Raw genomic sequence first — 25829 nt, 5'->3', positions numbered from 1 at the left:
GAAATCCCCTCCAGACTCCGGCGTTGGAGACGTGACCCATCTTGCCGCGAAAGGAGCCCCGCCCCGCGGGGTTCAATCACGCATGCGTCCATTCGTCACCGTCGCGCTGCTCCTCCTGGGGATGCCGGTCCTGGCCCAGGAGTCCTCGTCCTTCCTCCGCCAGTACGCCGAGACAGGACGCTTCATGAACGGGCGCCCGGTCGGCGCGCGCATCACCCCGGACGAGAAGTCCGTCCTCTTCCTGCGCACCTCCCCCACGTCCAACGTGCGCATGCTCTACGCCTTCGACGTGGCCAGCGGTCAGACGCGCGAATTGCTCACCCCCGAGGCCCTCCTCAAGGGCGCGGAGGAGACGCTGTCTCCGGAAGAGAAGGCCCGCCGGGAACGCATGCGCGTGAGCGCCCGGGGCTTCACGTCCTACAGCCTGTCCGAGGACGGCAAGCGCCTCCTGGTGTCCCTCTCCGGCCGCCTCTACGTCGTGGACCACTCAACGGGGAAGTCCACGGAGGTGAAGACGGGCCCGGGCGTCATCGACCCGCGCCTGTCCCCGGACGGCAAGCAGGTGGCGTACGTGCGTGAGCATGACGTCTACCGGGTGGACCTCACGGCCAACCAGGAGAAGCGCGTCACGCAGGGCGGCACGGCGGACAAGACGCACGGCCTGGCGGAGTTCGTCGCGCAGGAGGAGATGGGCCGCTTCTCCGGCTACTGGTGGAGCCCGGACGCGAAGTTCATTGCCAACGCGGAGTCCGACACCTCCGGAGTGGAGAAGCTCACCGTCGTGGACGTGATGCACCCGGAGCAGCCCGGTGCGTCCTTCCCCTTTCCGCGCGCGGGCAAGGCGAACGCGAAGGTGCGCCTGGGCATCACGCCCGTCACGGGCGGCAAGACGGTGTGGGCGCAGTGGGACGCACAGAAGTACCCGTACCTGGCCACGGTGAAGTGGGACCAGGGCGGGCCGCTGACGTTGCTCGTGCAGAACCGGCTCCAGACGGAGGAGCAGCTGCTCGCGGTGGATCCGGCGACGGGCAAGACGCGCGTGCTGCTCACGGAGAAGGACGCGGCGTGGATCGACCTGCACCAGGACTTCCCGCTGTGGCTGGAGGATGGCTCCGGCTTCCTCTGGTACACCGACCGCAACGGCGCTTCGGAGGTGGAGCTGCGCAAGGCCAACGGCGACCTGGACCACTCCGTGGTGAAGCCGGGCGCCGGCTTCCGGGCCCTCTCGCGCTACGTGGAGAAGGACCAGACGCTGTACTTCATCGGGGATCCGAACCCCACGGAGAGCCACCTGTGGCGCGTGAAGCCCAGTGGCAATCCGGAGAAGGTGGCCACCGGCACCCCCGGCCCCGCCGTGGAAGGTGGCAGCGTCTCCAAGAGCGGAGGCCTCGTCGTCCTCAACACCCAGGGCCCCAGGAGCATGCTGCGCACCGTGGTGCTCAAGGGTGACGGCACGAAGCTGGGCGAGCTGCCGGAGATTGCCCAGGAGCCGTCGTTCACGCCGAACTTCGAGGTGCGCCAGGTGGGCCCGAGGAAGTTCTGGACCTCGCTCGTGAAGCCGCGCGACTTCAAGCCCGGCCAGAAGCTGCCTGTCATCGTGGACATCTACGGCGGACCCATCGTCACCGTGGTGCACCAGTCCATGGCCATGCACCTGCTCGACCAGTGGATGGCGGATCAAGGCTTCCTGGTGGTGAAGGTGGACGGCCGCGGCACGCCGCTGCGCACCGCCGAGTGGAACCGCGCCGTGAAGCACGACTTCGCCACCGTCACGCTGGATGATCAGATTGAAGCGGTGCAGGCCCTGGCGAAGGAGGTGCCGGAGATGGACCTGAACCGCGTGGGCATCACCGGCTGGAGCTTCGGCGGCTACATGGCCGCGCTGGCCGTGATGAAGCGCCCGGACTTCTTCAAGGCCGGCGTCGCGGGAGCGCCAGTGACGGACTGGCGCGACTACGACACGCACGCGACCGAACGGTGCCTGGGCCTGCCGGAGGAGAACCCCCAGGCCTACGAGGTCAGCAGCCTGCTGACGTACGCGAAGAAGGAGGGGCCCATCGGCGCGCTGCTGCTCATCCACGGCACCGCGGACGACAACGTCTACTTCTTCCACACGCTGAAGCTGTCGGACGCGCTGTTCCGCGCGGGCAAGCCGCACCAGCTGCTGCCCCTGTCCGGCTTCACGCACATGGTGGCGGACCCCCTCGTCACGCAGCGTCAGTACGAGCGCGTCATCGCCCACTTCCAGCAGAACCTGAAGTAGCGGGAGGCCTCGGGTGCCCCGGGGGCTTCGTCCGCTTCCGGTGGGAATCCTCTCCAGGGCTGGACGTTGAGGGGGCCGCGCGGCGGCCGGAGTGTAGGCTTGCCCGCACCTTCCCGCGAAAGGAGCCCCGCCCCGCGCGGGGATTCAGCTACGCATGCGTCAGGTCCTTACCGCCGCCGCGCTTCTCCTCATGAGCAGCGCCCCCTCCATCGCCCAGGAGCGCAAACCCTCCGCCATGGCCCCTTCGCAAAAGCAGCCGGACACCTTCCTGCGTCAGTACGCCGAGACGCGCCGCTTCCAGAGCGGCCGCCCCGTGGGCACGCGCATCACCCCGGACGAGAAGTCCGTCCTCTTCCTGCGCACCTCCCCCACGTCCAACGTGCAGATGCTCTACGCGTTCGACGTGGCCAACGGCCAGGCGCGTGAGCTGCTCACCCCCGAGGCCCTCCTCAAGGGCGCGGAGGAGACGCTGTCTCCGGAAGAGAAGGCCCGCCGCGAGCGCATGCGCGTGAGCGCCCGGGGCTTCACCTCCTACAACCTCTCCGAGGACGGCACCCAGCTGCTGGTGCCCCTCTCCGGGCGCCTCTACGTGGTGGACCGCGCGACGGGGAAGTCCACGGAGGTGAAGACGGGCCCCGGCGTCATCGACCCGCGCCTGTCCCCGGACGGCAAGCAGGTGGCGTACGTGCGCGAGCACGACGTGTACCGGGTGGACCTGGCCGCCAACCAGGAGAAGCGCGTCACGCAGGGCGGCACCGCGCAGAAGACGCACGGCCTGGCGGAGTTCGTGGCGCAGGAGGAGATGAGCCGCTTCTCCGGCTACTGGTGGAGCCCGGACTCGAAGTCCATCGCCTACACGGAGTCCGACACGGCCGACGTGGAGAAGCTCACCATCGTGGACGTGATGCACCCGGAGAAGGGCGGGGAGATCTTCCCGTACCCCCGTCCCGGCAAGGCGAACGCGAAGGTGCGCCTGGGCGTCACCCCCGTCACCGGCGGCAAGACGGTGTGGGCGCAGTGGGACGCGCAGAAGTACCCGTACCTGGCCACGGTGAAGTGGGACAAGGGCGGGCCGCTGACAATCGTGGTGCAGAACCGGCTCCAGACGGAGGAGCAGGTGCTCGCGGTGGACCCCGCCACGGGCAAGACGCGCGTCCTCCTCACGGAGAAGGACAACGCCTGGGTGGAGCTGGCCCAGGACTTCCCGCTGTGGCTGGAGGATGGCTCCGGCTTCCTCTGGTACACCGAGCGCAACGGCGGCCCGGAGGTGGAGCTGCGCAAGGCGAGCGGTGAGCTGGACCGCTCCGTCGTGAAGCCGGACGCGGGCTTCCGCAACCTCGCGCGCTTCGTCCAGGCGGACAAGACGCTGTTCTTCACCGGCGACCCGAACCCCACGGAGAGCCACCTGTGGCGCGTGAAGGCCGGCGGTGCTCCGGAGAAGGTGGCCACCGGCACCACGGGTCCGGCCGTGGAGGGCGGGCTCGTCTCCAAGAACGGCGGCCTCATCGTCCTCAACACGCAGGGCCCCAAGGCCATGCCCCGCACCGTGGTCCTCAAGGGCGACGGCTCGAAGCTGGGCGAGCTGCCGGAGGTCGCGCAGGAGCCGTCCTTCACGCCGAACTTCGAGATCCGCCAGGTGGGCCCGAAGAAGTTCTGGACGTCGCTGGTGAAGCCGCGCGACTTCAAGCCCGGCCAGAAGCTGCCCGTCATCGTGGAGGTCTACGCGGGCCCCACCGTCACCGTGGTGCACCAGTCCATGGCCGCGCACCTGCTCAGCCAGTGGTTCGCGGACCACGGCTTCCTGGTGGTGAAGGTGGACGGGCGCGGCACGCCGCTGCGCACCTCCGAGTGGAACCGCGCGGTGAAGAACGACTTCGCCACCGTCACCCTGGATGATCAGATTGAAGCGGTGCAGGCGCTGGCCAAGGAAGTGCCGGAGATGGACCTCAGCCGCGTGGGCATCACCGGCTGGAGCTTCGGCGGGTACATGGCCGCGCTGGCCGCGCTGAAGCGCCCGGACTTCTTCAAGGCCGCGGTGTCCGGCGCCCCGGTGGTGGACTGGCGCGACTACGACACCCACTACACCGAGCGCTACCTGGGCCTGCCCGAGGAGTCGCCCCAGGCCTACGAGGTCAGCAGCCTGCTGACGTACGCGAAGAAGGACAGCCCCATCGGCGCGCTGCTGCTCATCCACGGCACCGCGGACGACAACGTCTACTTCTTCCACACGCTGAAGCTGTCGGACGCGCTGTTCCGCGCGGGCAAGCCGCACCAGCTGCTGCCCCTGTCCGGCCTCACGCACATGGTGCCGGACCCGCTCATCACCGAGCGCCAGTACGAGCGCGTCATCGCCCACTTCGAGCAGAACCTGAAGAAGTAGGGCGGCACACCCGCCTTTGAAAAGGCAGAGGCCCGGTTCCCTTTTCGGGGGCCGGGCCTCTGTTGCTTCAACCAGTCCGTGAGGAATGGCTGAGACGCGTCACTTCACGCCGCGCGGACGTTCTGCGCCTGCAGACCCTTCGGGCCCTTGGTGACTTCGAACTCCACCTTCTGGCCCTCGGCCAGGGTGCGGAACCCATCCATGTTGATGGCGGTGTGGTGGCAGAACACGTCCTCGCCGCCGCCGTCCTGGGTGATGAAGCCGAAGCCCTTCGCGTCGTTGAACCACTTCACGGTACCAGTTGCCATTGCGCTTCCTTGCGTTTGCAGAGCAGCCGTGGGGAAGGCCGCCCGTTCTGCCCGACGACCGGGGAGACAGAGCTATTTGTAGTGAAAGGGCCGACTGGAAGTCCAGCCGGCCCACCGGGAATGCCCGTCTTCCACCCCCGCACAGTCATGTGCGGCGGAGTAGGTCAGATGTCGAGCAGCAGGCGCTCGGGGTCCTCGATGCACTCCTTCACGCGCACCAGGAACTGCACCGCTTCGCGGCCGTCCACCAAGCGGTGATCGTACGTGAGGGCGATGTACATGATGGGCCGGATGACCACCTGGCCGTCGCGGGCCACGGGGCGCTCCACGATGTTGTGCATGCCCAGGATGCCCGTCTGCGGCGGGTTCAGGATGGGCGTGGACAGCATGGAGCCGAAGATGCCGCCGTTGGTGATGGTGAACGTGCCGCCCGTGAGGTCCGACATCGTCAGCTTGTCGTTGCGCGCACGGCCGCCGTAGTCACCGACCGTCTTCTCCAGCTCCGCGAGCGACAGCTTGTCCGCGTCACGCACCACCGGCACCACCAGACCGCGGCTGCCGCTCACGGCCACGCCGATGTCGTAGTAGTGCTTGAAGATGACGTCCTCGCCGTCGATCTCCGCGTTGATCTGCGGGAACGCCTTGAGGGCCTCCACGGACGCGCGGATGAAGAAGCTCATGAACCCGAGCTTCACCCCGTGCTTCGCCTGGAACTTGTCGTTGTACTTCTTGCGAAGCGCCATCACCTCGCCCATGTCCACCTCGTTGAAGGTGGTGAGCAGGGCGGCGTTGGACTGGGCCTGGAGCAGGCGCTCCGCGACGCGCTTGCGCAGCGGCGTCATGCGCACGCGCTCCTCGCGAGCGGCGTTGGGGCGCGGGCCGGACGGCGCGGCGGGGGCCGGGGGCGCGGAAGGGGTGGCGGCCGGGCGGTTCAGCTGACCCTGCACGTCCTCCTTCATGATGCGGCCACCGGTGCCGGAGCCCTTCAGCTGGCCCACGTCCACCCGGTTCTCCTCCGCCATCTTCTTGGCGGTGGGGGTGATGCGCGCGTCGCTCTGGGCCTGGGCGGCGGCGGACGTCACCGGCGCCGCGGCCTGGGCGGGCGCGGGCGTGGCGGCGGCAGCGGCCGGCGAAGCGGCAGCGGCGCCAGCACCGGCCTCGATGGTGCCCAGCACGTCGCCCACGCGGACCTTGTCGCCCTCCTTGAAGGCGATGGACGCGATGCTGCCGGCGGCGGGGGAGGGCACGTCGATGGTGACCTTGTCGGTCTCCAGCACGACGAGCGGCTCGTCCGCGGAGACAGACTCACCCTGCTTCTTGTTCCACTTGCCGACGACGGCCTCGGTGATGGATTCGCCGAGCGGGGGGACTTTCAGTTCAACGGCCATTCTGGGGTCCTCGGAGGATGGCTTCTTCGATGATGAGCTGCTGCTCGTAGTCGTGCGTCTTCGTGAAACCGGTGGCGGGGCTGGCGGCCTCGGCGCGCCCGATGTAGCCCAGCTTCACCGTCTGCTGCTGCGAACGGTGCGACAGGAGGTCGTGCAGGCGCGGGAACATGAAGTGCCACCCGCCCGCGTTGCGCGGCTCCTCCTGCACCCAGTACAGCTCCTGGAGCGACGGCAGCTTCGCCACCAGGTTCGCCAGCTCGTCCTGCGGGAACGGGTAGAGCTGCTCCACCCGCACGATGGCGATAGAGTCGTCCTTGCGCTCGTCCCGGGCCTTGGCCAGGTCGTAGTACACCTTGCCGCTGCACAAGAGCAGCCGCTTCACCTTCGCGGCGTCCGCCTTCGCGTCCGGAATCACTTCCTGGAACGCGCCCGTGGCCAGGTCGTCCATGCGGCTGATGGCCTCCGGACGGCGCAGCAGGCTCTTGGGCGACATGATGACCAGCGGCTTGCGCACCGGGCGCAGCACCTGGCGGCGCAAGAGGTGGAAGATCTGCGCGGGCGTGGTGGGGTAGCAGACCTGGAGGTTGTCCTCGGCGCACAGGTCCAGGAAGCGCTCCAGGCGCGCGCTGGAGTGCTCCGGGCCCTGGCCCTCGTAGCCGTGCGGCAGGAGCAGCGTGATGCCGGACAGCCGGCGCCACTTGCTCTCCGCCGCGGCGATGAACTGGTCGATGATGATCTGCGCGCCGTTGGCGAAGTCACCGAACTGGGCCTCCCACAGGGTGAGGCCGTCCGGCACGTCCAGGCTGTAGCCGTAGTCGAAGCCCAGCACGCCCATCTCCGACAGCGGGCTGTTCCAGACGTTGAACGTCGCCTTGCCGGTGGGGAACTGACGCAGGGGCACGTACTCCTCGCCCGTCTGCGTGTCGTGCAGCACCGCGTGGCGGTGGCTGAAGGTGCCGCGCTCGCTGTCCTGGCCGGACAGGCGGATGGTGTAGCCCTCCGACAGGAGCGTCGCGTACGCCAGCGACTCGCCCTCGCTCCACTGGAGCTCCTCGCTCTCCAGCATGCCCTGGCGCTTCTTGAGGACCGTGCGCTCCACGTCGCGGTGCACGTTGAAGCCCGCCGGCGCGGTGGCCAGCTTCTGGAGCGCGTCGCGCAGCGTGGCCTTGGCCACCGCCGTGGACACCTGGGGCGCGTTCTTCAGGAGGCCGCCCTTGTAGGGCTTCCACAGGCCTTCCAGCGCGTTGGGCTCCTTGAACTGGCTCTCCTGGCGGGCGCGGGTGAGCGCCGCGTCGAAGTCCTGGAAGCAGCGCTGCTTGATGCTGTCCGACTCCTCCGCGCTGATGCGGCCGGCTTCCGCCAGCGCCTTCGCGTACAGCGCGCGCACCGGCGGGTGCTTGCGGATGAGGTCGTACATCGCCGGCTGGGTGAAGGACGGGTCGTCGCCTTCGTTGTGGCCGTAGCGGCGGTAGCAGATGAAGTCGATGACCACGTCGCTCTTGAACGTCTGGCGGTACTCCGCCGCCAGGCGCGCCACGTGGACGCACGCCTCCGGGTCATCCCCGTTCACGTGGAACACCGGGATGTCCAGCATCTGCGCGATGGCGGTGGCGTAGATGCTGGAGCGCGAGTCCGACGGGTCGGTGGTGAAGCCCACCTGGTTGTTGATGACGATGTGGACCGTGCCGCCCGTCGTGTAGCCCTTGAGGCCGGAGAAGTTGAGCGTCTCCGACGTGATGCCCTGGCCGATGAAGGCCGCGTCGCCGTGGATGAGCAGCGGCACCACGCCGGTGCGCTCCGCGTCCCCGCCGCGGTCCTGCTTGGCGCGCACGCGGCCCTCCACCACGGGGCCCACGCACTCCAGGTGGCTGGGGTTGAAGGCCAGCGACAGGTGCACGTTCTTGCCGGCCCGGGTGGTGTGGTCCGACGAGAAGCCCATGTGGTACTTCACGTCGCCGCGGCCCAGGTACGCCTTGGGGTCCTTGGGGCCGTCGAACTCGCTGAAGATCTGATCCGGCTTCTTGCCCAGGATGTTGGTCAGCACGTTGAGCCGGCCGCGGTGGGCCATGCCGATGACCAGCTCCTTCAGGCCCATGGCGCTGCCTACTTCCAGCAGCGCGTCCAGCATGGGGATGAGGGCCTCGCCGCCGTCCAGGCTGAAGCGCTTGGCGCCCACGTACTTCGTGTGCAGGAAGTTCTCGAAGCCCTCCGCGTACGACAGCTTCGTGAGGATGTGGCGCTGGTCCTCCACGGAGAACGGCGTGCGGTTGTCGCTGTGCTCCATGCGCTGCATGAGCCAGCGGCGGCGCTCGCTGTCGAGCATCTGCATGAACTCCACGCCGATGTGGCCGGAGTACGTGCGGCGCAGCCGGGTGACCAGGTCCGCCAGGCGCACGCGCTGCTGCGGGAAGACGTTGTTGCACTCCACCGCCTGCTCCAGCTCCTTCGCGGCGAAGTGGTTCTCGTCCATCAGCGCCACGTCCGCCACGTGCCCCAGCTGCGGGCGCGGACGGTCCAGCGGATCCAGCTTCGCGCGCAGGTGGCCGCGCAGCCGGAAGGCGGTGATGGCCTGGTCCACCTTCGACTGCAGCCCGATGTCCTGCGCCGGAGCCGCCGGGGCCTGCGGTGCCGCGGCGGCGGCCGGGGCCTGAACGGCGACACCGTTCGCCTTGCCCTTGCCCTTGCCTTCCGCGGCGGCCGGGGCGGGAGCCTCCAGCTGCTTCGCGTTGAAGATGGGGCGGCCCGTGCCGTTGTTGCGCTCGAACACCTCACGCCAGCTCGCGTCCACGCTGCCGGGGTCATCGAGGAAGCGGGCATAGAGCCCCTCGATGAAGTCGATGTTGGCACCAGAGAGGAAGCTGTCCTGGAAATTCGCCATGGCGGGGGTCTTTTACTGGATGGGCGCCGCGTTGGGGGGTTTTCGCCTCAGTTTGTTGAACCGCGTCATGCCCGGCTGCCTGTCTTCGCTCAAGAGAGCAGCTGGAGTCATGCTCCAAGTGAGCGGAGCTTCACCGAAGGCCGGATTCCCCTGGCTGGAAGGGGCTCAAAGGAGGCGCCAGCCTCCCTGGCATGCTGAACGGACGTACATCCGAGGCCGGAGGGATAAGGAGGGGCGGGGCCTCCCACCCACGTTCAGGAGTGGTAAGCACACGCCCCCTCTTCCCTCCCTAACCGAGAACGTACCGACATGCTCCTCCAGGGCAAGAAGCTGCTCATCACCGGCGTGCTCACCCCGCAGTCGTTGGCCTTTGGCGTCGCGGAGCACGCGATCGCGCAGGGCGCCGAGGTCATCCTCACCGGCTTTGGCCGGGCCAAGTCCCTCACGGAGCGCAGCGCGAAGCGGCTCAAGCCCGGCACGGAGGTGCTGGAGCTGGACGTGACGAACCCGGCGCACTTCCCGGCGCTGACGGAGGCGCTGCGCCAGAAGTGGGGCCGCGTGGACGGCGTGCTGCACGCCATCGCGTACGCGCCCGAGGACGCGCTGGGCGGCAACTTCCTCAACACCCCGTGGGAGAGCGTGCAGACCGCGTTCCGCGTCTCCGCCTTCTCCGTGAAGGAGCTGGCGACGGCGTGCGCGCCGCTGATGCCCCCGGGCGGCTCCATCGTGGCGCTGGACTTCGACAACCGGCAGGCGTGGCCCATCTATGACTGGATGGGCGTGTGCAAGGCGGCCATGGAGGCCACCGTGCGCTACCTGGCGCGCGACCTGGGGCCCAAGGGCATCCGCGTGAACGCGCTCGCGGCGGGCCCGCTGGCCACCGTCGCGGCCAAGGGCATCCCCGGCTTCAAGGCCCTGGCGCAGTACTGGGGCAAGCAGGCCCCGCTGGGCTGGAGCGACAAGGACAGCCACGACCACGTGGCGAAGACGGCCTGTGTACTCCTGTCCGATTGGCTGTCGTCCACCACGGGCGAGATGATTCACGTGGACGGTGGCTACCACGCGGTGGGCGCACCCCCAGTGGAGACGGTGGAGACACCGGCAGAAGGGGTCCCCGCGAACCCCACGCCCAAGGACGGCTGACGCCACCCAACCTTGTCGGAAAACCCAGACATTCGCCTGCCAGGCTTCCCGGCGGACGGAAGCCCCCCGCTTTCGCCCGTCGGAGCGCTCACGGTAGGATCACTCATGCAGCGCAGGACATCTCCGCACCCCGCGGAGCCTGTGCGAGGAGCCGTGGCACAGTGAGCACCAACGTCTTGCTGGTGGACGACAGTCCGACCGTCCGCAACATCCTCAAGATCTACCTGATGAACCTCAAGGTCAGCATCGTCGAGGCGGAGGACGCGCAGCGCGCGCTGCAGCTCTTGCGGCTGGTGCCGGTGAGCGTGGTGATCGCGGACATCAACATGCCGGTGATGGATGGCATCACCTTCGTGAAGGAGGTCCGCGCGAGCGCGCAGGCGCAGGTGAAGAAGGTGCCGGTCATCCTGCTGACGGCGGAGAAGGGCAACGACCTGCGCCAGCGCGGCTCGGAGGCCGGGGCCAACGCCTTCATCCAGAAGCCGGTGTCCCACGACGAGCTGACCAAGACGGTCCGCCAGTTCCTGAACGGGGGCTGAGCACCGTGAGCCTGCCGACGCTGCTGCTGGTGGATGACAGCGACGCCATCCTGGCGCTGGAGCGGGCCATCCTCTCCGGTCACTACACCATCCACACGGCCAGCAACGGCCGTGAGGCGCTGGACAAGGTGGGGCGGCTGCATCCGGCGGCGGTGCTGTTGGACCTGTCCATGCCGGAGATGGACGGGGACGAGGTGCTCCAGCGGATGAAGGCGGACCCGGGCACGGCGGACATCCCGGTCATCATCATCTCCTCGGAGAAGCAGCGCGCGGAGGCGTGCCTGGGCTTTGGCGCGGAGGCGTTCCTGCCCAAGCCCTTCCGCGCGGACGAGCTGCTGGCGCGCGTGGGCGAGGCGCTGGAGAACGCGCGGCGCCGCTCGCGCTCCGGCGCCATGCTGGTGCTGCGGCTCAACGTGGGCGAGCGCGAGTTCGCCGTGCCGCTGGACTCCGTGAAGGAGGTCCTGCTCCAGCCCCTGACGCGGCCCCTGCCCACCGGCCCCGCGTACCTGCGCGAATACGTGGAGCTGCGCGGCCAGGCGGTGTGCGTGCTGGACGTGGCGCTGCGGCTGGGCGTGGAGCACCGGGTGGCCATCGCGGAGCGGATGCTGGTGGTCATTGAAGCGGAGGGCGTGCAGCTGGCGCTCACCGTGGACACGGTGAAGGACCCGGAGGAGTTCCAGGCGGGCGACATCGACCGGCGCGAGAAGGTGGGCGGCGCCGAGCACGGCCTGCTGCAGGAAGGGCTCGTGGGCATGCTGCGCACCGGCGGCCGCGCGCTGCCCATCCTGGATCCGAAGGTCTTCATCTCGCGCGGCCTCTTGCGCGACCTGCCCGCGCTGCTCGCGCCGGTGGAGGAAGAGCGGAGCGCATGAGTGCGGGGCTCGACCCGAGGCTTCTGGCCCGTGCCCGGGAAGTGGTGGCGGACACCACCGGCTTCCGCGACGACGCCATCGCACAGGATGCGGTGGAGCGCGTGCTGCGCGCGGAGCTGGCCCGGGGACGCGTGCCCACGGAGGTCCTGAGCGAGCTGCAGCAGCTGGGCTCTCCCCTGGCCTACACGCTGGTGCGCGCGGTCCTGGTGGGGGAGACGTACTTCTTCCGCCAGCCGGAGCACTTCCGCTACATCACGCAGGAGGGCATCCCGTCCGCGCTGCGCCACGGCGCCATGCACCTGCGCGGCTGGAGCGCGGGCTGCGCCACCGGCGAGGAGGCCTATTCGCTGGCCGCGTGCCTGCTGGCGTGCGCGCCCCCGGGGATGCCCGTGGAGGTGGTGGGCACGGACCTGCACGAGGCCAGCCTGGAGGCCGCGCGGCGCGGCACCTACGGCGCGTGGTCCCGGCGCGAGTCCGCCCCCGCGCTGCACCCCGTGTACGAACTGCTCAACGGGCGTCAGGTCTCCATCCTCCCGGAGGTGCGCAAGGTGACGCGCTTCGCTCCGGCGAACCTGCTGGCGCCGCTGCCGGAGCGCTTCGGGCTCTTCGACTTCATCCTCTGCCGCAACGTGCTCACGTACTTCTCTCCGTCCGCGCGCGACGCGGCCATCGTCCACCTGGCGCGGAGCCTGGCGCCGGGGGGCCTGCTGTTCCTCGGCACGGTGGAGGTGGACCGCGCGCCGCCGGGGCTCACGCGCGAGGGGCCGCCGGAGCTGCAGGCCTTCCGCAAGCCCCGCCCGGAGGAGCGCACCTTCGCGCAGCTGCCCGTGGCGCAGCCCGTGGCCACGCCGCGCATGACGCCCACGCCCCGGCGGCTGTCCGCGCCGCCGCCGGCCCTCCCCGCGCCGCCACCGTCCCCTCCGCCCTCGCCCGCGCGGCTGCACCTGCAGGCGCTGGAGCGGATTGAAGAGGGCAACGTGGCCGGGGCGACGGCGGTGCTGGAGCTGCTCGTGAAGCAGGCGCCGGACTACCTGCCGGGCCTGCTGGAGCTGGCGCTGTTGCGCGAGCGCGCGGGCGCCCGGGACGCGGCCTTTCCGCTGATGCGCGCACTGCGCACGCGGGCGGGGCAGTTGCCACCGGACACGCTGGTGGATGGACCGGAGGCGCTGCCCGCGCGCTTCTATCTGGCGTCCGCTGACGCCTACCTGAATCTGGGGGCGCTGGAATGAAGGGGACGCCGCGGATGGTGGACGAGGCCCTGGAGGATGAGACGCGGGAGCTGCTCGCGCGCCGGGCCGCGCGCCTGCGCGAGCAGGGCGAGTCGACGGTGGAGGAGGCGGTCCACTGGATCGCCGAGTTCCCGCTGGGCGAGGAGCGCTACGCGCTGCCGCTGGAGTCGCTGCGCGCGGCGCTGCCCCTGCGCATGGTGACGCCGGTGCCGCTGTCGGCGCCCGCGGTCATCGGCGTGCTGCGCTTCCAGGGGCAGGTGCTGTCCGCGCTGAGCCTGGCGTCGCTCTTGGGCGGCCACGGGTGGCGGCAGGACCCGGCCGTGCTGCTGGTGGTGGACCGGGGCGACGGCGAGCTGTGCGCGCTCGACTGCGAGGCCATCCCGCGCCCCACGACGCTGCCGCTCGCGTCCGTGGAGGCCGCGCGCGCCCGGGCGGAAGGGCCGGTGGTGGAGGTCTTCACCCACGACCGGCAGCTCATCCACCTCATCGACCCGCGGCGCCTGTTCCTCCGCTCCGACGTGGGAGTGCGACATGCCCGTTGATCCGATGCTGCAGCCCCTGGTGGCGGGCTTCGCCGTGGAGGCCCAGGAGGTCATCCAGAAGGTCACCATGGACCTGCTGGAGCTGGAGCGCGAGGGGCTGGAGAACGACGCGCTCGCGAAAATCTACACGCGGCTGGGCCGGCACCTTCACACGCTGAAGGGCAGCGCCGCGTCGTTGGGCCTCCAGGACCTGGGCGACATCGCCCACAAGCTGGAGGACGCGCTGGCGCCGCTCAAGGCGCACACGCAGAAGATGCCGCGCCCGGTGGTGGACGTGCTGCTGCACGGGCTGGACCTCTTCATGCTGCGCGCCCAGGCGCACGCGGACGGCCGGGGGGACCACCTGCCGGACCCCGCCGCCGCGCTGGCCCAGCTGGTCGCCGCCGCGCCGCCGCCGGAGGAGTCCGCCGCGCTGCCGGGCGGAGGCTTCGCGCAGGTGCCGTCCGATACCGCCAGCGCGCCGTCCGCGGCCGCCAGCGCCCCGGCCAACGTCCTGGGCGAAGCGCCCGCCGCGCCGGAGCCCTCGGGCGAGTCCTCCGACGCCGGGTGGCGGGTGAGCGCCAACCAGGTGACGTCGCTGATGCGCGAGGTGGAGCGCCTGCGCGAGGTGCGCCTGCGGGTGGAGGAGCGGAGCCGCGAGCTGGAGCGGGTGTCCACGCTGCTCGCGAAGCAGGGCCTGCTGGCGGAGACCGCGGAGGCGCGCACGCTCCTGTCCGGGACGGGCCGCTCGCTGCGCACCGACGGCGAGGAGACGAGCGATGTCGTGGACGCGCTGGAGGACGGCCTCAAGGCCATCACCACGCGCCCCACGCGCACCATCCTGGACCCGCTGCAGCGCATGGTGCGCGACCTGTCGCGCCAGCTGGGCAAGGAGGCGCGGCTGTCGGTGGTGGGCGCGGAGGTGTCGCTGGACCGGCGCCTCTTGGAGAAGCTCCAGGGCGCGCTCGTGCACATCCTGCGCAACGCCGTGGACCACGGCCTGGAGATGCCCGCGGAGCGCGAGAAGGCCGGCAAGCACCACGAGGGCGCGCTCACGCTGCGCGTGGAGCAGCAGGGCAACCTCCTGTACCTGGAGGCGAGCGACGACGGGCGCGGCATCGACCTGCACCAGGTGCGCAAGGCCGCGGAGAAGCGCGGGCTGCTCACCGCGGAGGAGGCGGCGCGGCTCAACGACAACCAGGTGCGCGACCTCATCTTCAGCGAAGGCTTCAGCACCCGCTCGGACGTGACGGACACCTCCGGGCGCGGCGTGGGCCTGGACGCGGTGCGCGCCACGGTGGAGTCGCTCCAGGGCCGCATCGAGGTGGCGAGCACGCGCGGGCAGGGCACGCGCTTCGTGCTGACCCTGCCGGTGGACCTGGGCAGCTCTCCGGTGCTGATGGTGCGCGCGCTGGAGCAGTTCGTGGGCCTGCCCATGCTGGCGGTGGAGTCCACGCAGCTGGCGCGCCCGGACATGCTGCGCGTGGGCAAGCGCCGGACGCACCTGGAATACCAGGGGCAGCTCTTGCCGGTGGTGGACCTGGGCGCGCGGCTGGGGCTGCGCGCGTCGTCTCCGCCCGCGGAGGGGCAGCCGCTGCTCATCGTGCAGAGCGGCGGCAAGCGCGTGGCGCTGGGCGTGGACGCGGTGGTGGGGGACCGGGACCTGGTCATCCGCCCGCTGCCGTCGGAGGTGCGCGACGTGGCGGCCTGGCAGGGCGCGGCGACGCTCAGCCGCGGGGAGCTGCTGCTCATCCTCCGGCCGGACTGGGTGGTGTCGGATTCGGAGAAGGTCTCGGTCTCGGCGGTGAGCCGGCGGGCGCTGGTGGTGGATGACTCGCTCACCGCGCGCGCGCTGCACCGGGCGATGCTGGAGGCGGGCGGCTTCCAGGTGCACCTGGCGGCCAGCGGGGCGCGGGCGCTGGAGCGGCTGCAGGCGGACACCTACGACGTCGTCATCTGCGACCTGGACATGGAAGAGATGGACGGCATCGAACTCATCGCGCGGCTGCGTGAGCGCAAGGACACGCGCACGCTGCCCGTCATCCTGGTCTCCGCGCACGACACCCAGGTGGCGCGCGACCGGGGCCTGGCGTCCGGGGCGGACGGCTTCCTCAGCAAGCGCGAGTGCGCCGCGGGCCGGCTGCTCGCGGAGGTGCTGGACGTGATGAGCCGCCGCGGGAGCCGCGCTTGAGCTCGAAGAAGTCCATTCGGGTGCTCGTGGTGGACGACTCGCCCACCATGGCCAACACCCTCACCGCGCTCCTCACGGAGGAGCCGCGCATTGAAGTCGTGGGCCGGGCGGGGGACGGCAACCGCGCCGTGCAGCTGGCGCGCCTCTTGCGCCCGGACGTCATCACCATGGACCTGCTCCTGCCCGGCCTGGACGGCCCGGCGGCCATCGCGCACATCATGTCCCAGGCGCCCGCGCGCATCCTGGTGGTGAGCGCGGTGGCGGAGCAGCGCGGCGTGGACCTGGGCTTCCAGGCGATGAGCGCCGGGGCGCTGGAGCTCATCGGCAAGCCCAACGTCACCAACGCGGAGGAGCTGCGCCGCTGGGGCCGGGAGCTGGCCCACTCCGTGTGCCTGATGGCGGAGGTGCCCGTCATCTCCCGCCGCCCGCGCGCCGTCGCGCCGCCGCCCATGCCCAGCGGGGCGCGGGTGGACGTGTTCGGCCTGGTCGCCTCCACGGGCGGCCCGCCCGCGCTGGCGGAGGTGCTGTCCAAGCTGCCCCGCGACCTGCCGGTGCCCATGCTCGTCGCGCAGCACATCACCGTGGGCTTCACGCAGGGCATGGTGCGCTGGCTGTCCCAGGTGTGCGAGCTCCAGGTGGGCGTGGCGCGCGACGGCGAGCGGCTGGAGCCGGGCCGCGTGTACTTCCCGCTGGATGGCCATGACCTGCTGGTGGACAGCATTGGCCTGGCCCGCCTGCAGCGCAGCCACGGGGGGCCGTGCCCCAACGGGGACGTGCTGCTCAACTCGCTGGCCATGGCGTACGGCCGGCGCAGCGGCGGCGGCGTCCTCACCGGCATGGGCGAGGACGGCGCGCGGGGCCTGCTGGCCATCCGCCAGGCTGGGGGCGTCACCCTGGCCCAGGACGAGGCCTCCAGCGTCGTCTACGGCATGCCGCGCGCCGCCGTGGAGTTGAAAGCCACCGACGGGGGCACGCCCCTGGCACTGGTGGCGGACCTCATCCTGCAGAGCTGCCAGCGCCCGTCGTTCCGCCCCGCTCGCGGCCCGGAGGGGGGGCCCCGGTGAGCGGCTTCCCACCAACAAATCGCAGTCGCCTGCGTTGTCCCTGGCGTCGGGTGGCCAACGGTCGGCCGCCTGAGGACGTCACCCCGGGAGTGTCCCCTTGAAGCCCTCCGCCGCGCTCCCTGTCTCCTTCCTGCGTGGGCTCGGGCTCGCGCAGAAGTTCGTGCTCGTCACGGCGGTCGTCAGCGCCTCCGTGGCCCTCATCCTCACCTTCATCGCCACCCGCCAGCTGGCCACCAACCTGGAGGAGCGCCACGCCAGCGAGGGCGAGGCCGTGGCGCTGAGCCTGGCCATCGCGGCGGAGCAGGGCGTGTCCGCGGGCATGGGCTCGCTCCAGCCGCTCTTGGAGACGTTCCGCGAGCGCGAGGACCTGGCCTACATCTTCATCCAGGACCCCACCGGCTACGTGCTGGTGCACTCCTTCCAGGGGGCCTTCCCGGAGGGCCTGAAGGCCGCGCTCGACGCGCAGCCCGCCGTGGGCCAGGGCCGCACCCGCGTGGTGCCGGAGGTCCGGCTGGCGCGCGGCGGCAAGACGCTGCGCGCCCTGGACGTGGCGGCGGCCGTGGCGGAGAAGGGGCGGCTGGGCACCGTGCACGTGGGCATGGCGCGCGAGTTCATCGACGCGAAGGTGGAGGGGCTGCGCTGGCGGATGCTGGGGTTCGCGTTCCTGCTGGAGGCGTGCGGCGTGGTGCTGGCCGCGCTGTTCGGCCGGAGCATCGTGCGGCCCCTGGCGGAGCTCACGTCCGTGGCGGGCCACATCGTGGCGTCCGGCGACCTCACCCGCCCCATCCAGGCGCGGGGCAACGACGAGGTGGGGCGGCTGTCCAACTCCTTCTCGCAGATGGTGGGCAAGCTGCGCGAGGTGACGCTCAACCTCCAGCACGCCGCCGTCGCGCTCACCCAGTCCACGGACCACCTCAACGCGTCCTCCACGGAACAGGCGCAGACCATCTCCCGCCAGGCCGCCGCGCTCCAGGAGACGCAGGTGACGGCGCAGGAGATCAAGCAGACCTCCACGCTGGCCGCGCAGAAGGCGGAGAGCGTGCTCAGCGTCGCCGAGCGCGCGGACACCCTGGCCCGTGCGGGCGAGGCCTCCATCGAGCAGACGATGGCGGGCCTCAACGACATCCGCGCGCAGGTGGGGGAGATCGCCGACAAGATTCTCGAACTGGGGGAGCGCACGCGCCAGATTGGCGGCATCACCCAGACGGTGAAGGACCTGGCGGACCAGTCCAACATGCTCGCGCTCAACGCGGCCATCGAAGCGGTGCGCTCCGGTGAGCACGGCAAGGGCTTCAGCGTGGTGGCGCGGGAGATCCGCGCGCTGGCGGACCAGTCCATCCAGGCGACCACGCGGGTGCGGGAGCTCCTGGACGACATCGCCGCCTCCGTCACCGCCGCAGTGCGCATCACCGAGCGCGGCGCGGAGCGGATGGAGGCGGGCCTGGCGCAGGTGCGCAACAGCGGGCAGAACCTGCGCGAGCTGTCCTCCATCGTCCAGGACAACGCCGCCGCCGTCCGGCAGATCGCCGCCGCGGTGAACCAGCAGAACGTGGGCATCAATCAAATCACCCTGGCGGTGAATGACCTGTCCAGGATGATGGACGACACCGTGGCCCGCATCGGCTCCACGGGCGAGGCGGCCACCACGCTTCAAATCATCTCCGAGCAGCTCTCCAGCGCCGTGGGCGCGTACAAGGTCGAGATCACGCTGAAGTAGGAAACACGAAGGCCCCGAGTCCCCATGAAGGGGGCCCGGGGCCTCGGGTGTTTCAAGCCGGTGCCGTACCGCGGTGCTTTACGCCGGCACGGCCTCGGTGGACTCGGCCTGGAGCTTCAGCGCGTCGTCCACGACGTCGAAGCGGGCCACGCCCCCGCTCTTGAGGGAGCCGAACAGCAGCGCCTCCGCGAGCGGCTTCTTGAGGGTGTTGTCCACGAGCCGCGCCATGGGGCGCGCGCCGAAGGCCGGATCGTACCCGTGCTCGGCCAGCCACGCGCGGGCGGCGGGCGTGAGCGACAGGGTGACCTTCTTCTCGTCGAGCACCTTCTGGAGCAGGCGCACTTCCTTGTCCACGACCTTGAGGATGACCTCGGGGGGCAGGCCGGAGAACAAAATCCAGCCGTCCAGCCGGTTGCGGAACTCCGGCGTGAAGGTGCGCTCGATGGCCTTCTTCGCCCGCGAGCCGTCCACCACCACGCGGGTGTCACCGAAGCCCATGGCCTTGGTGCTCATCTCCTGCGCACCCGCGTTGGTGGTCAGGATGAGGATGATGTTGCGGAAGTCCGCCTTGCGGCCGTTGTTGTCCGTGAGCGTCGCGTGGTCCATCACCTGGAGCAGGATGTTGAAGAGGTCCGGGTGGGCCTTCTCAATCTCGTCCAGCACCAGCACCGCGTACGGGTGCTTGCGCACGGCGTCCGTGAGCAGGCCGCCCTGGTCGAAGCCCACGTAGCCCGGAGGCGCGCCGATGAGGCGGCTCACCGTGTGCTTCTCGGAGTACTCGCTCATGTCGAAGCGCAGGAACTCCACGCCCAGGCTCTGCGCCAGCTGCTTCGCCAGCTCCGTCTTGCCCACGCCCGTGGGGCCGGAGAAGAGGAAGCTGCCAATGGGCTTCTCCGGCGCGCGCAGGCCGGAGCGCGACAGCTTGATGGCGCCCACCATCTCTTCAATGGCCTTGTCCTGCCCGTAGATGACGCCCTTGAGCTCCTTGTCCAGGTTTTGAATCTGGACGCCTTCGCTCGCGGACACGCTCTTGGCCGGAATCTTGGCCATCTTGGAGACGACCTGCTCCACGTCGTGCGCGGAGACGACGCCCGTGCGCACGCCCTCCGGCTTGAGCCGCTCCGCGGCGCCGGCCTCGTCGATGACGTCGATGGCCTTGTCCGGCAGGAACCGGTCGTTGATGTGCTTGGCCGCCAGCTCCGCCGCCGCCTGGAGCGCACCCTCGCCGTACTTCACGTGGTGGTGCTCCTCGTAGCGGCTGCGCAGGCCCTCCAGCACCTTGACGGTGTCCTCCACGCTGGGCTCGTCCACTTCAATCTTCTGGAAGCGGCGGGACAGCGCGCGGTCGCGCTCGAAGGACGCCTTGAACTCCTGGAACGTCGTGGACCCGATGCAGCGCAGCCGGCCCGACGCCAGCGCGGGCTTGAGCAGGTTGGACGCGTCCATGGAGCCGCCGCTCGTGGCGCCGGCGCCGACGATGGTGTGGATCTCGTCGATGAAGAGGATGGCGTCCGGCAGCTCCTGGAGCGCCTTGAGCACGCCCTTGAGGCGCTCCTCGAACTGGCCGCGGAACTTGGTGCCCGCGAGCAGCGCGCCCATATCCAGCGAGTAGACGACCGCGTTCTTCAGCGCCTCGGGCACGCGGCCCTCAGTGATGTGGAGCGCCAGGCCTTCCGCGATGGCCGTCTTGCCCACGCCGGCCTCACCCACGTAGAGCGGGTTGTTCTTGCGGCGGCGGCAGAGCACCTGGATGGTGCGCTCCAGCTCCTTGTCGCGGCCGATGAGCGGGTCGATGCGGCCCGCCTTGGCCTCCACGTTGAGCTGCACGGCGTACGCTTCCAGCGGGCTCTTCTTCTGCGACTCGCCGTCCTCGTCGTCCCCGGCGGGCGTGGGGCGGGACTCGCCCTCGGACTCGCCGTCCTTGCTGACGCCGTGGGAGATGAAGTTGAGCAGGTCCAGGCGGGTGACGCCCTCCTGCTGCAGGAGGTAGAGCGCGTGGCTCTCCTCTTCACGGAACATGGCGACCAGCACGTCGCCCCCGTCGATGTACTTCTGCTCCGCGGACAGCGCGTGCATGGCGGCGCGGTGGAGCACGCGCTCCACGCCGATGGTCTGCTGGGGCTCGGCGTCCACGTCGTCGGGCAGCCGCTCGACCGTCTCCTCCAGGAAGGAGGTCAGGTTCTCCTGCAGGCGCTTGACGTTCGCGCCGCAGCCCTTGAGCACCTCGCGGGTGCGCGACTCACGGGTGAGGGCCAGGAGCAGGTGCTCCAGGGTCAGGTACTCGTGACGCATCTTCCGCGCCTCGTCGAGCGCGGTGCGGAAGCTGGCCTGCAATTCTTTGGCAATCGATGGTCCCGCCACGGTTCAGCCTTCCTCGGGTTCCATGGACAGCCGCAGGGGGAACCCGTTGTCCCTCGCCGCGGCCTCCACTGTCTTGAGCTTCGTCTCGGCGACGTCGTAGGTATAAACGCCCGCCACACCGATGCCGTTGTAATGAACGTGCATCATGATCTGCACGGCATCCGTCTCCGACTTGTGGAAGATCTCCTTGAGCACGGCCACCACGAACTCGCGCGTGGTGTAGTTGTCGTTGTGCAGGAGGACCTTGTAGAGCGTCGGCCTCTTCAACTTCTGCTTGGGGACGGCCTCCGTGACGACCTGGCCGTCATCGTGTTGGTGCTTCTGAGCCATGGGCTTGCGGACTCCCTTGCCTTCGCTGCGCTTTCCCTTTGGCGGGCCTGCTTGAAACCCCTCAGACCCGCTCCTTGAAACCCGTCTCCGCCCACCACAGCGGCAGGCCGCTTTCGACGGCTGCCCGCTCGTGCGCCAGGAAGCCGCGCACCGCCCGGTCCAGGCCGGGGTGGAGGAACAGATGCGCACTGTACGTGAGGTGCGGCTCGAAACCCCGGGTGAGCTTGTGCTCGCCGCCCGCCCCCGGCTCGAAGCGCTCGCGGCCTTGCGCGATGCAGTCCTCCACCGGGTGGTAGAGGCACACGTTGAAGTGCAGGAACGGATGTTCCTCCAGCGCTCCCCAATAACGGCCGTACAGCGTGCGCGGCCCGGTGAAGTTGAACGCGCCGGCCACCGCGCGGCCTTCCCGGCGGGCCTCCACGAACTCGCACCGGTGCCGGAAGCCGGCGAGCAGCCGGGCGAAGAAGTCCTCGGTCAGGGAGCGCACGCCCCACGGGTAGCGGTCCACCGTGGAGACGTAGAGCCGGTGGGCGCGGGCCGCGTCCACCTCCTCCAGCGCGTCGCCGCGGAGGGTGCGCACGGTGATGTCCTGGGCTTCCAATGCCTGTCGCTCACGCTGAATCTGGTGCCGCCGCTTGGAGCGGAAGCGGCCGAGGAAGTCCTCGAACGTCCGGTAGCCCGCGTTGCGCCACATGTACTGCACGCCCAGGCGCAAGGCATAGCCCTGCGCCTCCAGCACCGGCAGCTCCTCCAGGGTGGGGAAGAGGACGTGGACGCTGGAGAGCCCCTCCGCGCGCGCGTACTCCAGCGCGGCGGAGTACAGCTCCATCTCGCGGGCCGGGGCGTCCTCGCCGGGGGCCACCAGCACGCGGCGGCCGGTGGCGGGGGTGAAGGGCACGCCGAGGACGAGCTTGGGGTAGTAGCGCAGGCCCGCGCGCTCGGCGAGGGTGGCCCAGGCGGCGTCGAAGACGAACTCGCCGTGGCTGTCGTCCTTGAGGTACGCGGGCGCGGCGGCGATGAGGCGCGCGCCCCGCCACAGGGTGAGGTGACGCGGGTGCCAGCCGCGCTCGGGCACCACGCTGCCGCTCTCCTCCAGGGCGGCGAGGAAGCCCCACTCCAGGAAGGGCACCGACGCCGGGTCCACGAGCGCGTCCCACGCCGACGCCGGAACGTCGGTGATGGACTGGAGCAGGCGCAGCGTGGTGGGGAGCGGGGCGGACATGGACGTGGCGAGCGCCAGCCTATAACGGCGGGTGGCGGCTGCCGCCACGGCGGCCAGGGCGCCGTCTACTTCCCGCGCGTGAGCTCCTGGGCCAGGAACCCGGCCACCTCCGTGAGGCCCGCGGCGGCCCGCTTGCGGCCCTCGTCGGACTCCATGACGCGCCGGGCAGCGTCGCTGGCGGTGCCTACCTCCAGGTCCACCAGGATGAGGAAGGCGCTCCAGCCGGCCGTCACGTTGGCGACCTTGCCCGGCCGCTGCGGCCGGTCGCTCAGGGTGGCGGCCACCTTCTCCAGGAGGCCCTCTTCCTTGAGACGTTTCGTGCTCCCGAGCATCTGCGTCCAGGTGGCCTCCAGCAGGGAGGTCAGGAGGCGCCCGGAGAGGGCGGTGGACAGGCGCTGGGCGGCCTCCTCGGAGTCAATGCGGTGGGCGTCCGCGTAGGTGGGGCCCAGCTTGGCCACCACCACGGCCTTGGTGGCGAGGTGGGCGAGACGCGGAGGGAAGGGCATAGGGGCCCTGTCTTACATCGGTGACGGGCCGGGCTCCATCCGGAGTGAATGAATCACGCGGGGCGTTTGCCTGACAGCCGGACAGGTTGCTATGGGGCCCGGCGCCCTTTAGAGGAAGCGGACTTTCGTAGGGAGAACACATGTCAGTGAACATCCAGCTCGAGTGGACCCCCAACCCCAGCACGTTGAAGTACGTGGTGGACCGCAAGCTGCTGGGCGGTGGCGCGGTGAACTTCACCAACCGGGACGAAGCGCAGGCCAAGTCGCCCCTGGCGCTCCGGCTCATGGACATCCAGGGCGTGACGGCGGTGATGCTGGGCACGAACTTCGTCACCGTGACGAAGGGCGAGTCCGGCGAGTGGGACGAGCTCAACGACTCCGTGATGTCCACGCTGGACACGCACCTGTCGGAAGGCCTGCCGGTGGTGGACGAGGCGGCGGTCGCGGCGGCGCGTCAGGCGACGAGCGCGGACGGCACGGTGGAGCAGCGCATCCAGTTCATCCTGGACGAGGAGATCCGCCCGGCCGTGGCGCAGGACGGCGGTGACATCACGCTGGACCGCTTCGAGGACGGCATCGTGTACCTGCACATGAAGGGTTCGTGCGCGGGCTGCCCGTCGTCCACGGCGACGCTGAAGATGGGCATCGAGGGCCGGCTCCGGGAGATGATCCCGGAGGTCACCGAAGTGGTGTCCGTCTGAGGCGGAACGTCAAGGCGCCGCAGGTCCGCAAGGAGCTCTTGCCGGACCAGTCCCAGGCGCTCCTGCGTGAGCTGCACCTGCTCACGCGCGAGGGACACCTCAACGCGGACGCGCTGCGCAAGCTCAAGCAGGTGAACCACCTGGTGGGCCTCTTGCGCCCCGCGATGGAGGACGTGCAGGCGCGCCACGCGAACCCGCTGGTGGTGGACGCGGGCAGCGGCAACGCGTACCTGGGCTTCGTCGTCTACGAGCTGTTCCTCAAGGACGCGGCGGGCGGTGAGCTGCTGTCCATCGAAGGGCGGCCGGACCTGACGGAGCGCGCGAAGGGCCGCGCCGAGCGGCTGCACTTCGACCGGATGCGCTTCCAGACGGCGCACATCGACGCGGCGGAGTACCCGGAGCGCATCCACGTGCTGATGGCGCTGCACGCGTGCGACACGGCCACGGACGACGCGCTGGTGGCGGCCATCAAGCACGGCGCGGACCACGTGGCGGTGGTGCCGTGCTGCCAGGCGGAGGTGGCCGCGCAGCTGAAGGAGAAGAAGGCGAAGCCGGCCGGCTCCATGTCGCTGCTCTTCCAGCACCCGTGGCACCGGCGCGAGTTCGGCTCGCACCTGACGAACGTCATCCGCGCGCTGACGCTGGAGGCGTTCGGCTACCAGGTGACGGTGACGGAGCTGACCGGGTGGGAGCACTCGTTGAAGAACGAGCTCATCCTCGGGCGTCGGGTGCACCGGGACAACCGGCGCGCGCGGCTCCAGCTCCAGGCGCTGCTGGCGGAGACGGGCGTGCAGCCCCGGCTGACGCGGCTGCTGGGCATCACGCCCGCGGGCGCGGGTGGCTCGGACGTGGGTGGCGAGGAAGCGCCGGAGCCGTCCGAGCCCGCTTCGGACGCCCAGCCCACGCCGGACGCGGCGCCGCCAGAGCCCTGAACGCAAGCGGGCCGTCCCTGGACCGGAGGGCGGGGCAGGCGACCTCACGGGTGGGGGCCGCGTGCCCTCCATCCCGGGGAGGGCGACCCCGGCCGTGCAAGGCGGCCGGGCAGGCGTTACATGACGGGCCGCCGTGGGCCGCGCACGGGACGACACTCCAGGTGGCTGATTCCCTTGAAGGAGGGCCGCCGCGGGTGTCGGAGGACGTGGGCACGTCAGGGGCCCCCGTCAGGATGACGTCGCTGCCGGAGGTCTCGTGCGGCGCGGGAACCCGGGGCGGTGGGCGCGGTGTCTGAATGCAGGGCGCGGAGGCTCGTCCCGGAGTGGGGCCGGCTCCGGTGGCCGTCATGGCACCGGAGGAGCGCGGGGCGCGCCGTGAAGTGCCTCCACCGTGACGCGGTGGGGAGGGTCGATGGGAAGGGGCATGGCCTTGGAGCTGGATGACTGGGGCGGGAGCGGACCGCTCCTGCACTTCGCCTGCGCGAACGGTTTCCCTCCGGAGACGTACCGGAAGCTCTTCGCGCGGCTCGCGACGCGCTACCACGTGGTGTCCCTGCGCACGCGGCCGCTGATGCCGGACCAGGACCCGAAGGCGCTCACGACCTGGCAGGAGCTGGGCGAGGACCTGGCGCGCGAGCTGAAGGCGCGGGGGCGCTCCGGCGTGCTGGGCGTGGGACACAGCGTGGGCGGCACGAGCACGCTGATGGCGTCCGCCGCGAACCCGGGGCTGTTCCGCGCGGTGGTGGCGTTGGATCCGGTGCTCGTCACCGGGCCCCGGCTGTGGGCGCTGCGCCTGATGAAGCTGCTGGGCCGCATGGACCGCACCGCCATCGTGCGGGGCGCGCTGCGGCGGCGGGACCGCTGGGCCACGCGCGAGGAGGCGGCCACGGCGTACCGCCAGCGCAAGCTGTTCAAGGACTGGGACGCGGACTGCTTCAGCGACTACATCACGCACGGCCTGGTGCCCACGGAGGCGGGGGACTTCCGGCTGCGCTTCCCGCGCGAGTGGGAGGCCCGCATCTTCGAGACGTTCCCCGCCGACCCGTGGACGCTCATCCGCGCCAACGCGGCGCCCACGCTGGTGCTGCGCGGCGAGCGCTCCGACACGCTCCTGCCCGACGCGCTGGCGCGAGCGGAGGGTGAGATGCAGCGCGCGCGGGTGGACACGCTGCCGCTCGCCTCGCACCTGTTCCCGATGGAGAAGCCGCGCGAGACGGCCGACCGCGTGCTGACGTTCCTGGAGCAGCTGCCGCCCGTGGACGTCCCCGCGTCCGCGCACTGAGG

Annotated in this window: 20 protein-coding genes; 13 read left to right on the top strand and 7 right to left on the bottom strand. The window is 70.5% G+C overall.

Features of this window, described 5'->3' with window-relative positions:
• The first annotated feature begins 82 nt into the window (after positions 1–82).
• The gene (locus AABA78_RS07735) at positions 83–2263 is read left to right on the top strand and encodes a S9 family peptidase (protein ID WP_338262312.1); all 2181 of its coding nucleotides are present in this window, start codon (positions 83–85) and stop codon (positions 2261–2263) included.
• Positions 2264–2417: 154 nt separating this feature from the next.
• Positions 2418–4643: a S9 family peptidase gene (locus AABA78_RS07730; protein WP_338262311.1), complete on the top strand. Its 2226-nt coding sequence runs from the start codon at positions 2418–2420 to the stop codon at positions 4641–4643.
• Between the two features lie 104 nt (positions 4644–4747).
• Here AABA78_RS07730 and AABA78_RS07725 read toward each other — a convergent pair whose 3' ends face one another.
• The 3 genes from AABA78_RS07725 to AABA78_RS07715 all read right to left on the bottom strand — a co-directional run bounded on the left by AABA78_RS07725 (position 4748) and on the right by AABA78_RS07715 (position 9217).
• Positions 4748–4951: a cold-shock protein gene (locus AABA78_RS07725; RefSeq protein ID WP_014397260.1), complete on the bottom strand. Its 204-nt coding sequence runs from the start codon at positions 4949–4951 to the stop codon at positions 4748–4750.
• A gap of 164 nt (positions 4952–5115) precedes the next feature.
• On the bottom strand, positions 5116–6339 hold the full coding sequence (gene odhB / locus AABA78_RS07720) for a 2-oxoglutarate dehydrogenase complex dihydrolipoyllysine-residue succinyltransferase (RefSeq protein WP_338262310.1): 1224 nt from the start codon (positions 6337–6339) through the stop codon (positions 5116–5118).
• Positions 6329–9217 carry a 2-oxoglutarate dehydrogenase E1 component gene (locus AABA78_RS07715; RefSeq protein WP_338262309.1) on the bottom strand — a complete coding sequence of 963 codons (2889 nt, stop codon included), beginning with the start codon at positions 9215–9217 and terminating at the stop codon, positions 6329–6331. Before AABA78_RS07715 ends, odhB begins: the two co-directional genes overlap by 11 nt.
• 309 nt (positions 9218–9526) lie before the next feature.
• On the opposite strand from AABA78_RS07715, the gene fabI reads away from it, so the two are divergent.
• The 8 genes from fabI to AABA78_RS07675 all read left to right on the top strand — a co-directional run bounded on the left by fabI (position 9527) and on the right by AABA78_RS07675 (position 18493).
• Complete coding sequence (gene fabI, locus AABA78_RS07710) at positions 9527–10360, top strand: enoyl-ACP reductase FabI (RefSeq protein ID WP_338262308.1); 834 nt, start codon at positions 9527–9529, stop codon at positions 10358–10360.
• Between the two features lie 161 nt (positions 10361–10521).
• Positions 10522–10899, top strand: coding sequence for a response regulator (locus AABA78_RS07705; RefSeq protein WP_171434180.1), 378 nt, complete (start codon positions 10522–10524; stop codon positions 10897–10899).
• A 5-nt stretch (positions 10900–10904) separates the two neighbouring features.
• Positions 10905–11771 (top strand): response regulator, encoded by an 867-nt coding sequence (locus AABA78_RS07700; protein ID WP_338262307.1) that lies wholly within the window; start codon positions 10905–10907, stop codon positions 11769–11771.
• Positions 11768–13000 (top strand): CheR family methyltransferase, encoded by a 1233-nt coding sequence (locus tag AABA78_RS07695; protein ID WP_338262306.1) that lies wholly within the window; start codon positions 11768–11770, stop codon positions 12998–13000. Before AABA78_RS07700 ends, AABA78_RS07695 begins: the two co-directional genes overlap by 4 nt.
• On the top strand, positions 12997–13542 hold the full coding sequence (locus AABA78_RS07690) for a chemotaxis protein CheW (protein ID WP_338262305.1): 546 nt from the start codon (positions 12997–12999) through the stop codon (positions 13540–13542). The genes AABA78_RS07695 and AABA78_RS07690 overlap by 4 nt, the downstream gene beginning before the upstream one ends.
• Positions 13532–15712 carry a hybrid sensor histidine kinase/response regulator gene (locus AABA78_RS07685; RefSeq protein ID WP_338262304.1) on the top strand — a complete coding sequence of 727 codons (2181 nt, stop codon included), beginning with the start codon at positions 13532–13534 and terminating at the stop codon, positions 15710–15712. Before AABA78_RS07690 ends, AABA78_RS07685 begins: the two co-directional genes overlap by 11 nt.
• Complete coding sequence (locus AABA78_RS07680; protein WP_171413748.1) at positions 15709–16776, top strand: chemotaxis protein CheB; 1068 nt, start codon at positions 15709–15711, stop codon at positions 16774–16776. The genes AABA78_RS07685 and AABA78_RS07680 overlap by 4 nt, the downstream gene beginning before the upstream one ends.
• 97 nt (positions 16777–16873) lie before the next feature.
• A complete protein-coding gene (locus tag AABA78_RS07675; protein WP_338262303.1) occupies positions 16874–18493 on the top strand; it encodes a methyl-accepting chemotaxis protein in 1620 nt (539 codons plus the stop codon).
• Between the two features lie 78 nt (positions 18494–18571).
• Here AABA78_RS07675 and clpA read toward each other — a convergent pair whose 3' ends face one another.
• The 4 genes from clpA to AABA78_RS07655 form a co-directional block, all read right to left on the bottom strand.
• Positions 18572–20854: an ATP-dependent Clp protease ATP-binding subunit ClpA gene (gene clpA / locus AABA78_RS07670; protein ID WP_338262302.1), complete on the bottom strand. Its 2283-nt coding sequence runs from the start codon at positions 20852–20854 to the stop codon at positions 18572–18574.
• A 3-nt stretch (positions 20855–20857) separates the two neighbouring features.
• On the bottom strand, positions 20858–21184 hold the full coding sequence (locus tag AABA78_RS07665; RefSeq protein ID WP_014399347.1) for an ATP-dependent Clp protease adaptor ClpS: 327 nt from the start codon (positions 21182–21184) through the stop codon (positions 20858–20860).
• A gap of 61 nt (positions 21185–21245) precedes the next feature.
• A complete protein-coding gene (locus AABA78_RS07660; RefSeq protein ID WP_338262301.1) occupies positions 21246–22406 on the bottom strand; it encodes a GNAT family N-acetyltransferase in 1161 nt (386 codons plus the stop codon).
• Positions 22407–22471: 65 nt separating this feature from the next.
• Positions 22472–22912: a hypothetical protein gene (locus tag AABA78_RS07655; protein ID WP_338262300.1), complete on the bottom strand. Its 441-nt coding sequence runs from the start codon at positions 22910–22912 to the stop codon at positions 22472–22474.
• Positions 22913–23052: 140 nt separating this feature from the next.
• Between AABA78_RS07655 and AABA78_RS07650 the strand changes: the two genes are divergently transcribed.
• The 3 genes from AABA78_RS07650 (at position 23053) to AABA78_RS07640 (ending at position 25827) form a co-directional block, all read left to right on the top strand.
• Positions 23053–23613: a NifU family protein gene (locus tag AABA78_RS07650; RefSeq protein WP_120525032.1), complete on the top strand. Its 561-nt coding sequence runs from the start codon at positions 23053–23055 to the stop codon at positions 23611–23613.
• A gap of 113 nt (positions 23614–23726) precedes the next feature.
• Complete coding sequence (locus tag AABA78_RS07645) at positions 23727–24545, top strand: class I SAM-dependent methyltransferase (RefSeq protein WP_338262386.1); 819 nt, start codon at positions 23727–23729, stop codon at positions 24543–24545.
• 424 nt (positions 24546–24969) lie between these two features.
• Positions 24970–25827: an alpha/beta fold hydrolase gene (locus AABA78_RS07640; RefSeq protein ID WP_338262299.1), complete on the top strand. Its 858-nt coding sequence runs from the start codon at positions 24970–24972 to the stop codon at positions 25825–25827.
• Positions 25828–25829: the final 2 nt, after the last annotated feature.

This window comes from Corallococcus caeni (assembly GCF_036245865.1).
GTDB lineage: Bacteria > Myxococcota > Myxococcia > Myxococcales > Myxococcaceae > Corallococcus > Corallococcus caeni.
This window is presented reverse-complemented; position numbering and strand designations above follow the sequence as displayed.

What these genes read in the sequence shown, in the direction of transcription:
- AABA78_RS07685 (WP_338262304.1), top strand. Translation starts at nt 13,532, where the DNA reads ATGCCCGTTGATCCGATGCTGCAGCCCCTGGTGGCGGGCTTCGCCGTG.
- AABA78_RS07665 (WP_014399347.1), bottom strand. Translation starts at nt 21,184, where the DNA reads ATGGCTCAGAAGCACCAACACGATGACGGCCAGGTCGTCACGGAGGCC.
- AABA78_RS07725 (WP_014397260.1), bottom strand. Translation starts at nt 4,951, where the DNA reads ATGGCAACTGGTACCGTGAAGTGGTTCAACGACGCGAAGGGCTTCGGC.
- AABA78_RS07715 (WP_338262309.1), bottom strand. Translation starts at nt 9,217, where the DNA reads ATGGCGAATTTCCAGGACAGCTTCCTCTCTGGTGCCAACATCGACTTC.
- odhB (WP_338262310.1), bottom strand. Translation starts at nt 6,339, where the DNA reads ATGGCCGTTGAACTGAAAGTCCCCCCGCTCGGCGAATCCATCACCGAG.
- AABA78_RS07650 (WP_120525032.1), top strand. Translation starts at nt 23,053, where the DNA reads ATGTCAGTGAACATCCAGCTCGAGTGGACCCCCAACCCCAGCACGTTG.
- AABA78_RS07695 (WP_338262306.1), top strand. Translation starts at nt 11,768, where the DNA reads ATGAGTGCGGGGCTCGACCCGAGGCTTCTGGCCCGTGCCCGGGAAGTG.
- AABA78_RS07655 (WP_338262300.1), bottom strand. Translation starts at nt 22,912, where the DNA reads ATGCCCTTCCCTCCGCGTCTCGCCCACCTCGCCACCAAGGCCGTGGTG.
- AABA78_RS07690 (WP_338262305.1), top strand. Translation starts at nt 12,997, where the DNA reads ATGAAGGGGACGCCGCGGATGGTGGACGAGGCCCTGGAGGATGAGACG.
- fabI (WP_338262308.1), top strand. Translation starts at nt 9,527, where the DNA reads ATGCTCCTCCAGGGCAAGAAGCTGCTCATCACCGGCGTGCTCACCCCG.
- AABA78_RS07730 (WP_338262311.1), top strand. Translation starts at nt 2,418, where the DNA reads ATGCGTCAGGTCCTTACCGCCGCCGCGCTTCTCCTCATGAGCAGCGCC.
- AABA78_RS07660 (WP_338262301.1), bottom strand. Translation starts at nt 22,406, where the DNA reads ATGTCCGCCCCGCTCCCCACCACGCTGCGCCTGCTCCAGTCCATCACC.
- AABA78_RS07640 (WP_338262299.1), top strand. Translation starts at nt 24,970, where the DNA reads ATGGCCTTGGAGCTGGATGACTGGGGCGGGAGCGGACCGCTCCTGCAC.
- AABA78_RS07735 (WP_338262312.1), top strand. Translation starts at nt 83, where the DNA reads ATGCGTCCATTCGTCACCGTCGCGCTGCTCCTCCTGGGGATGCCGGTC.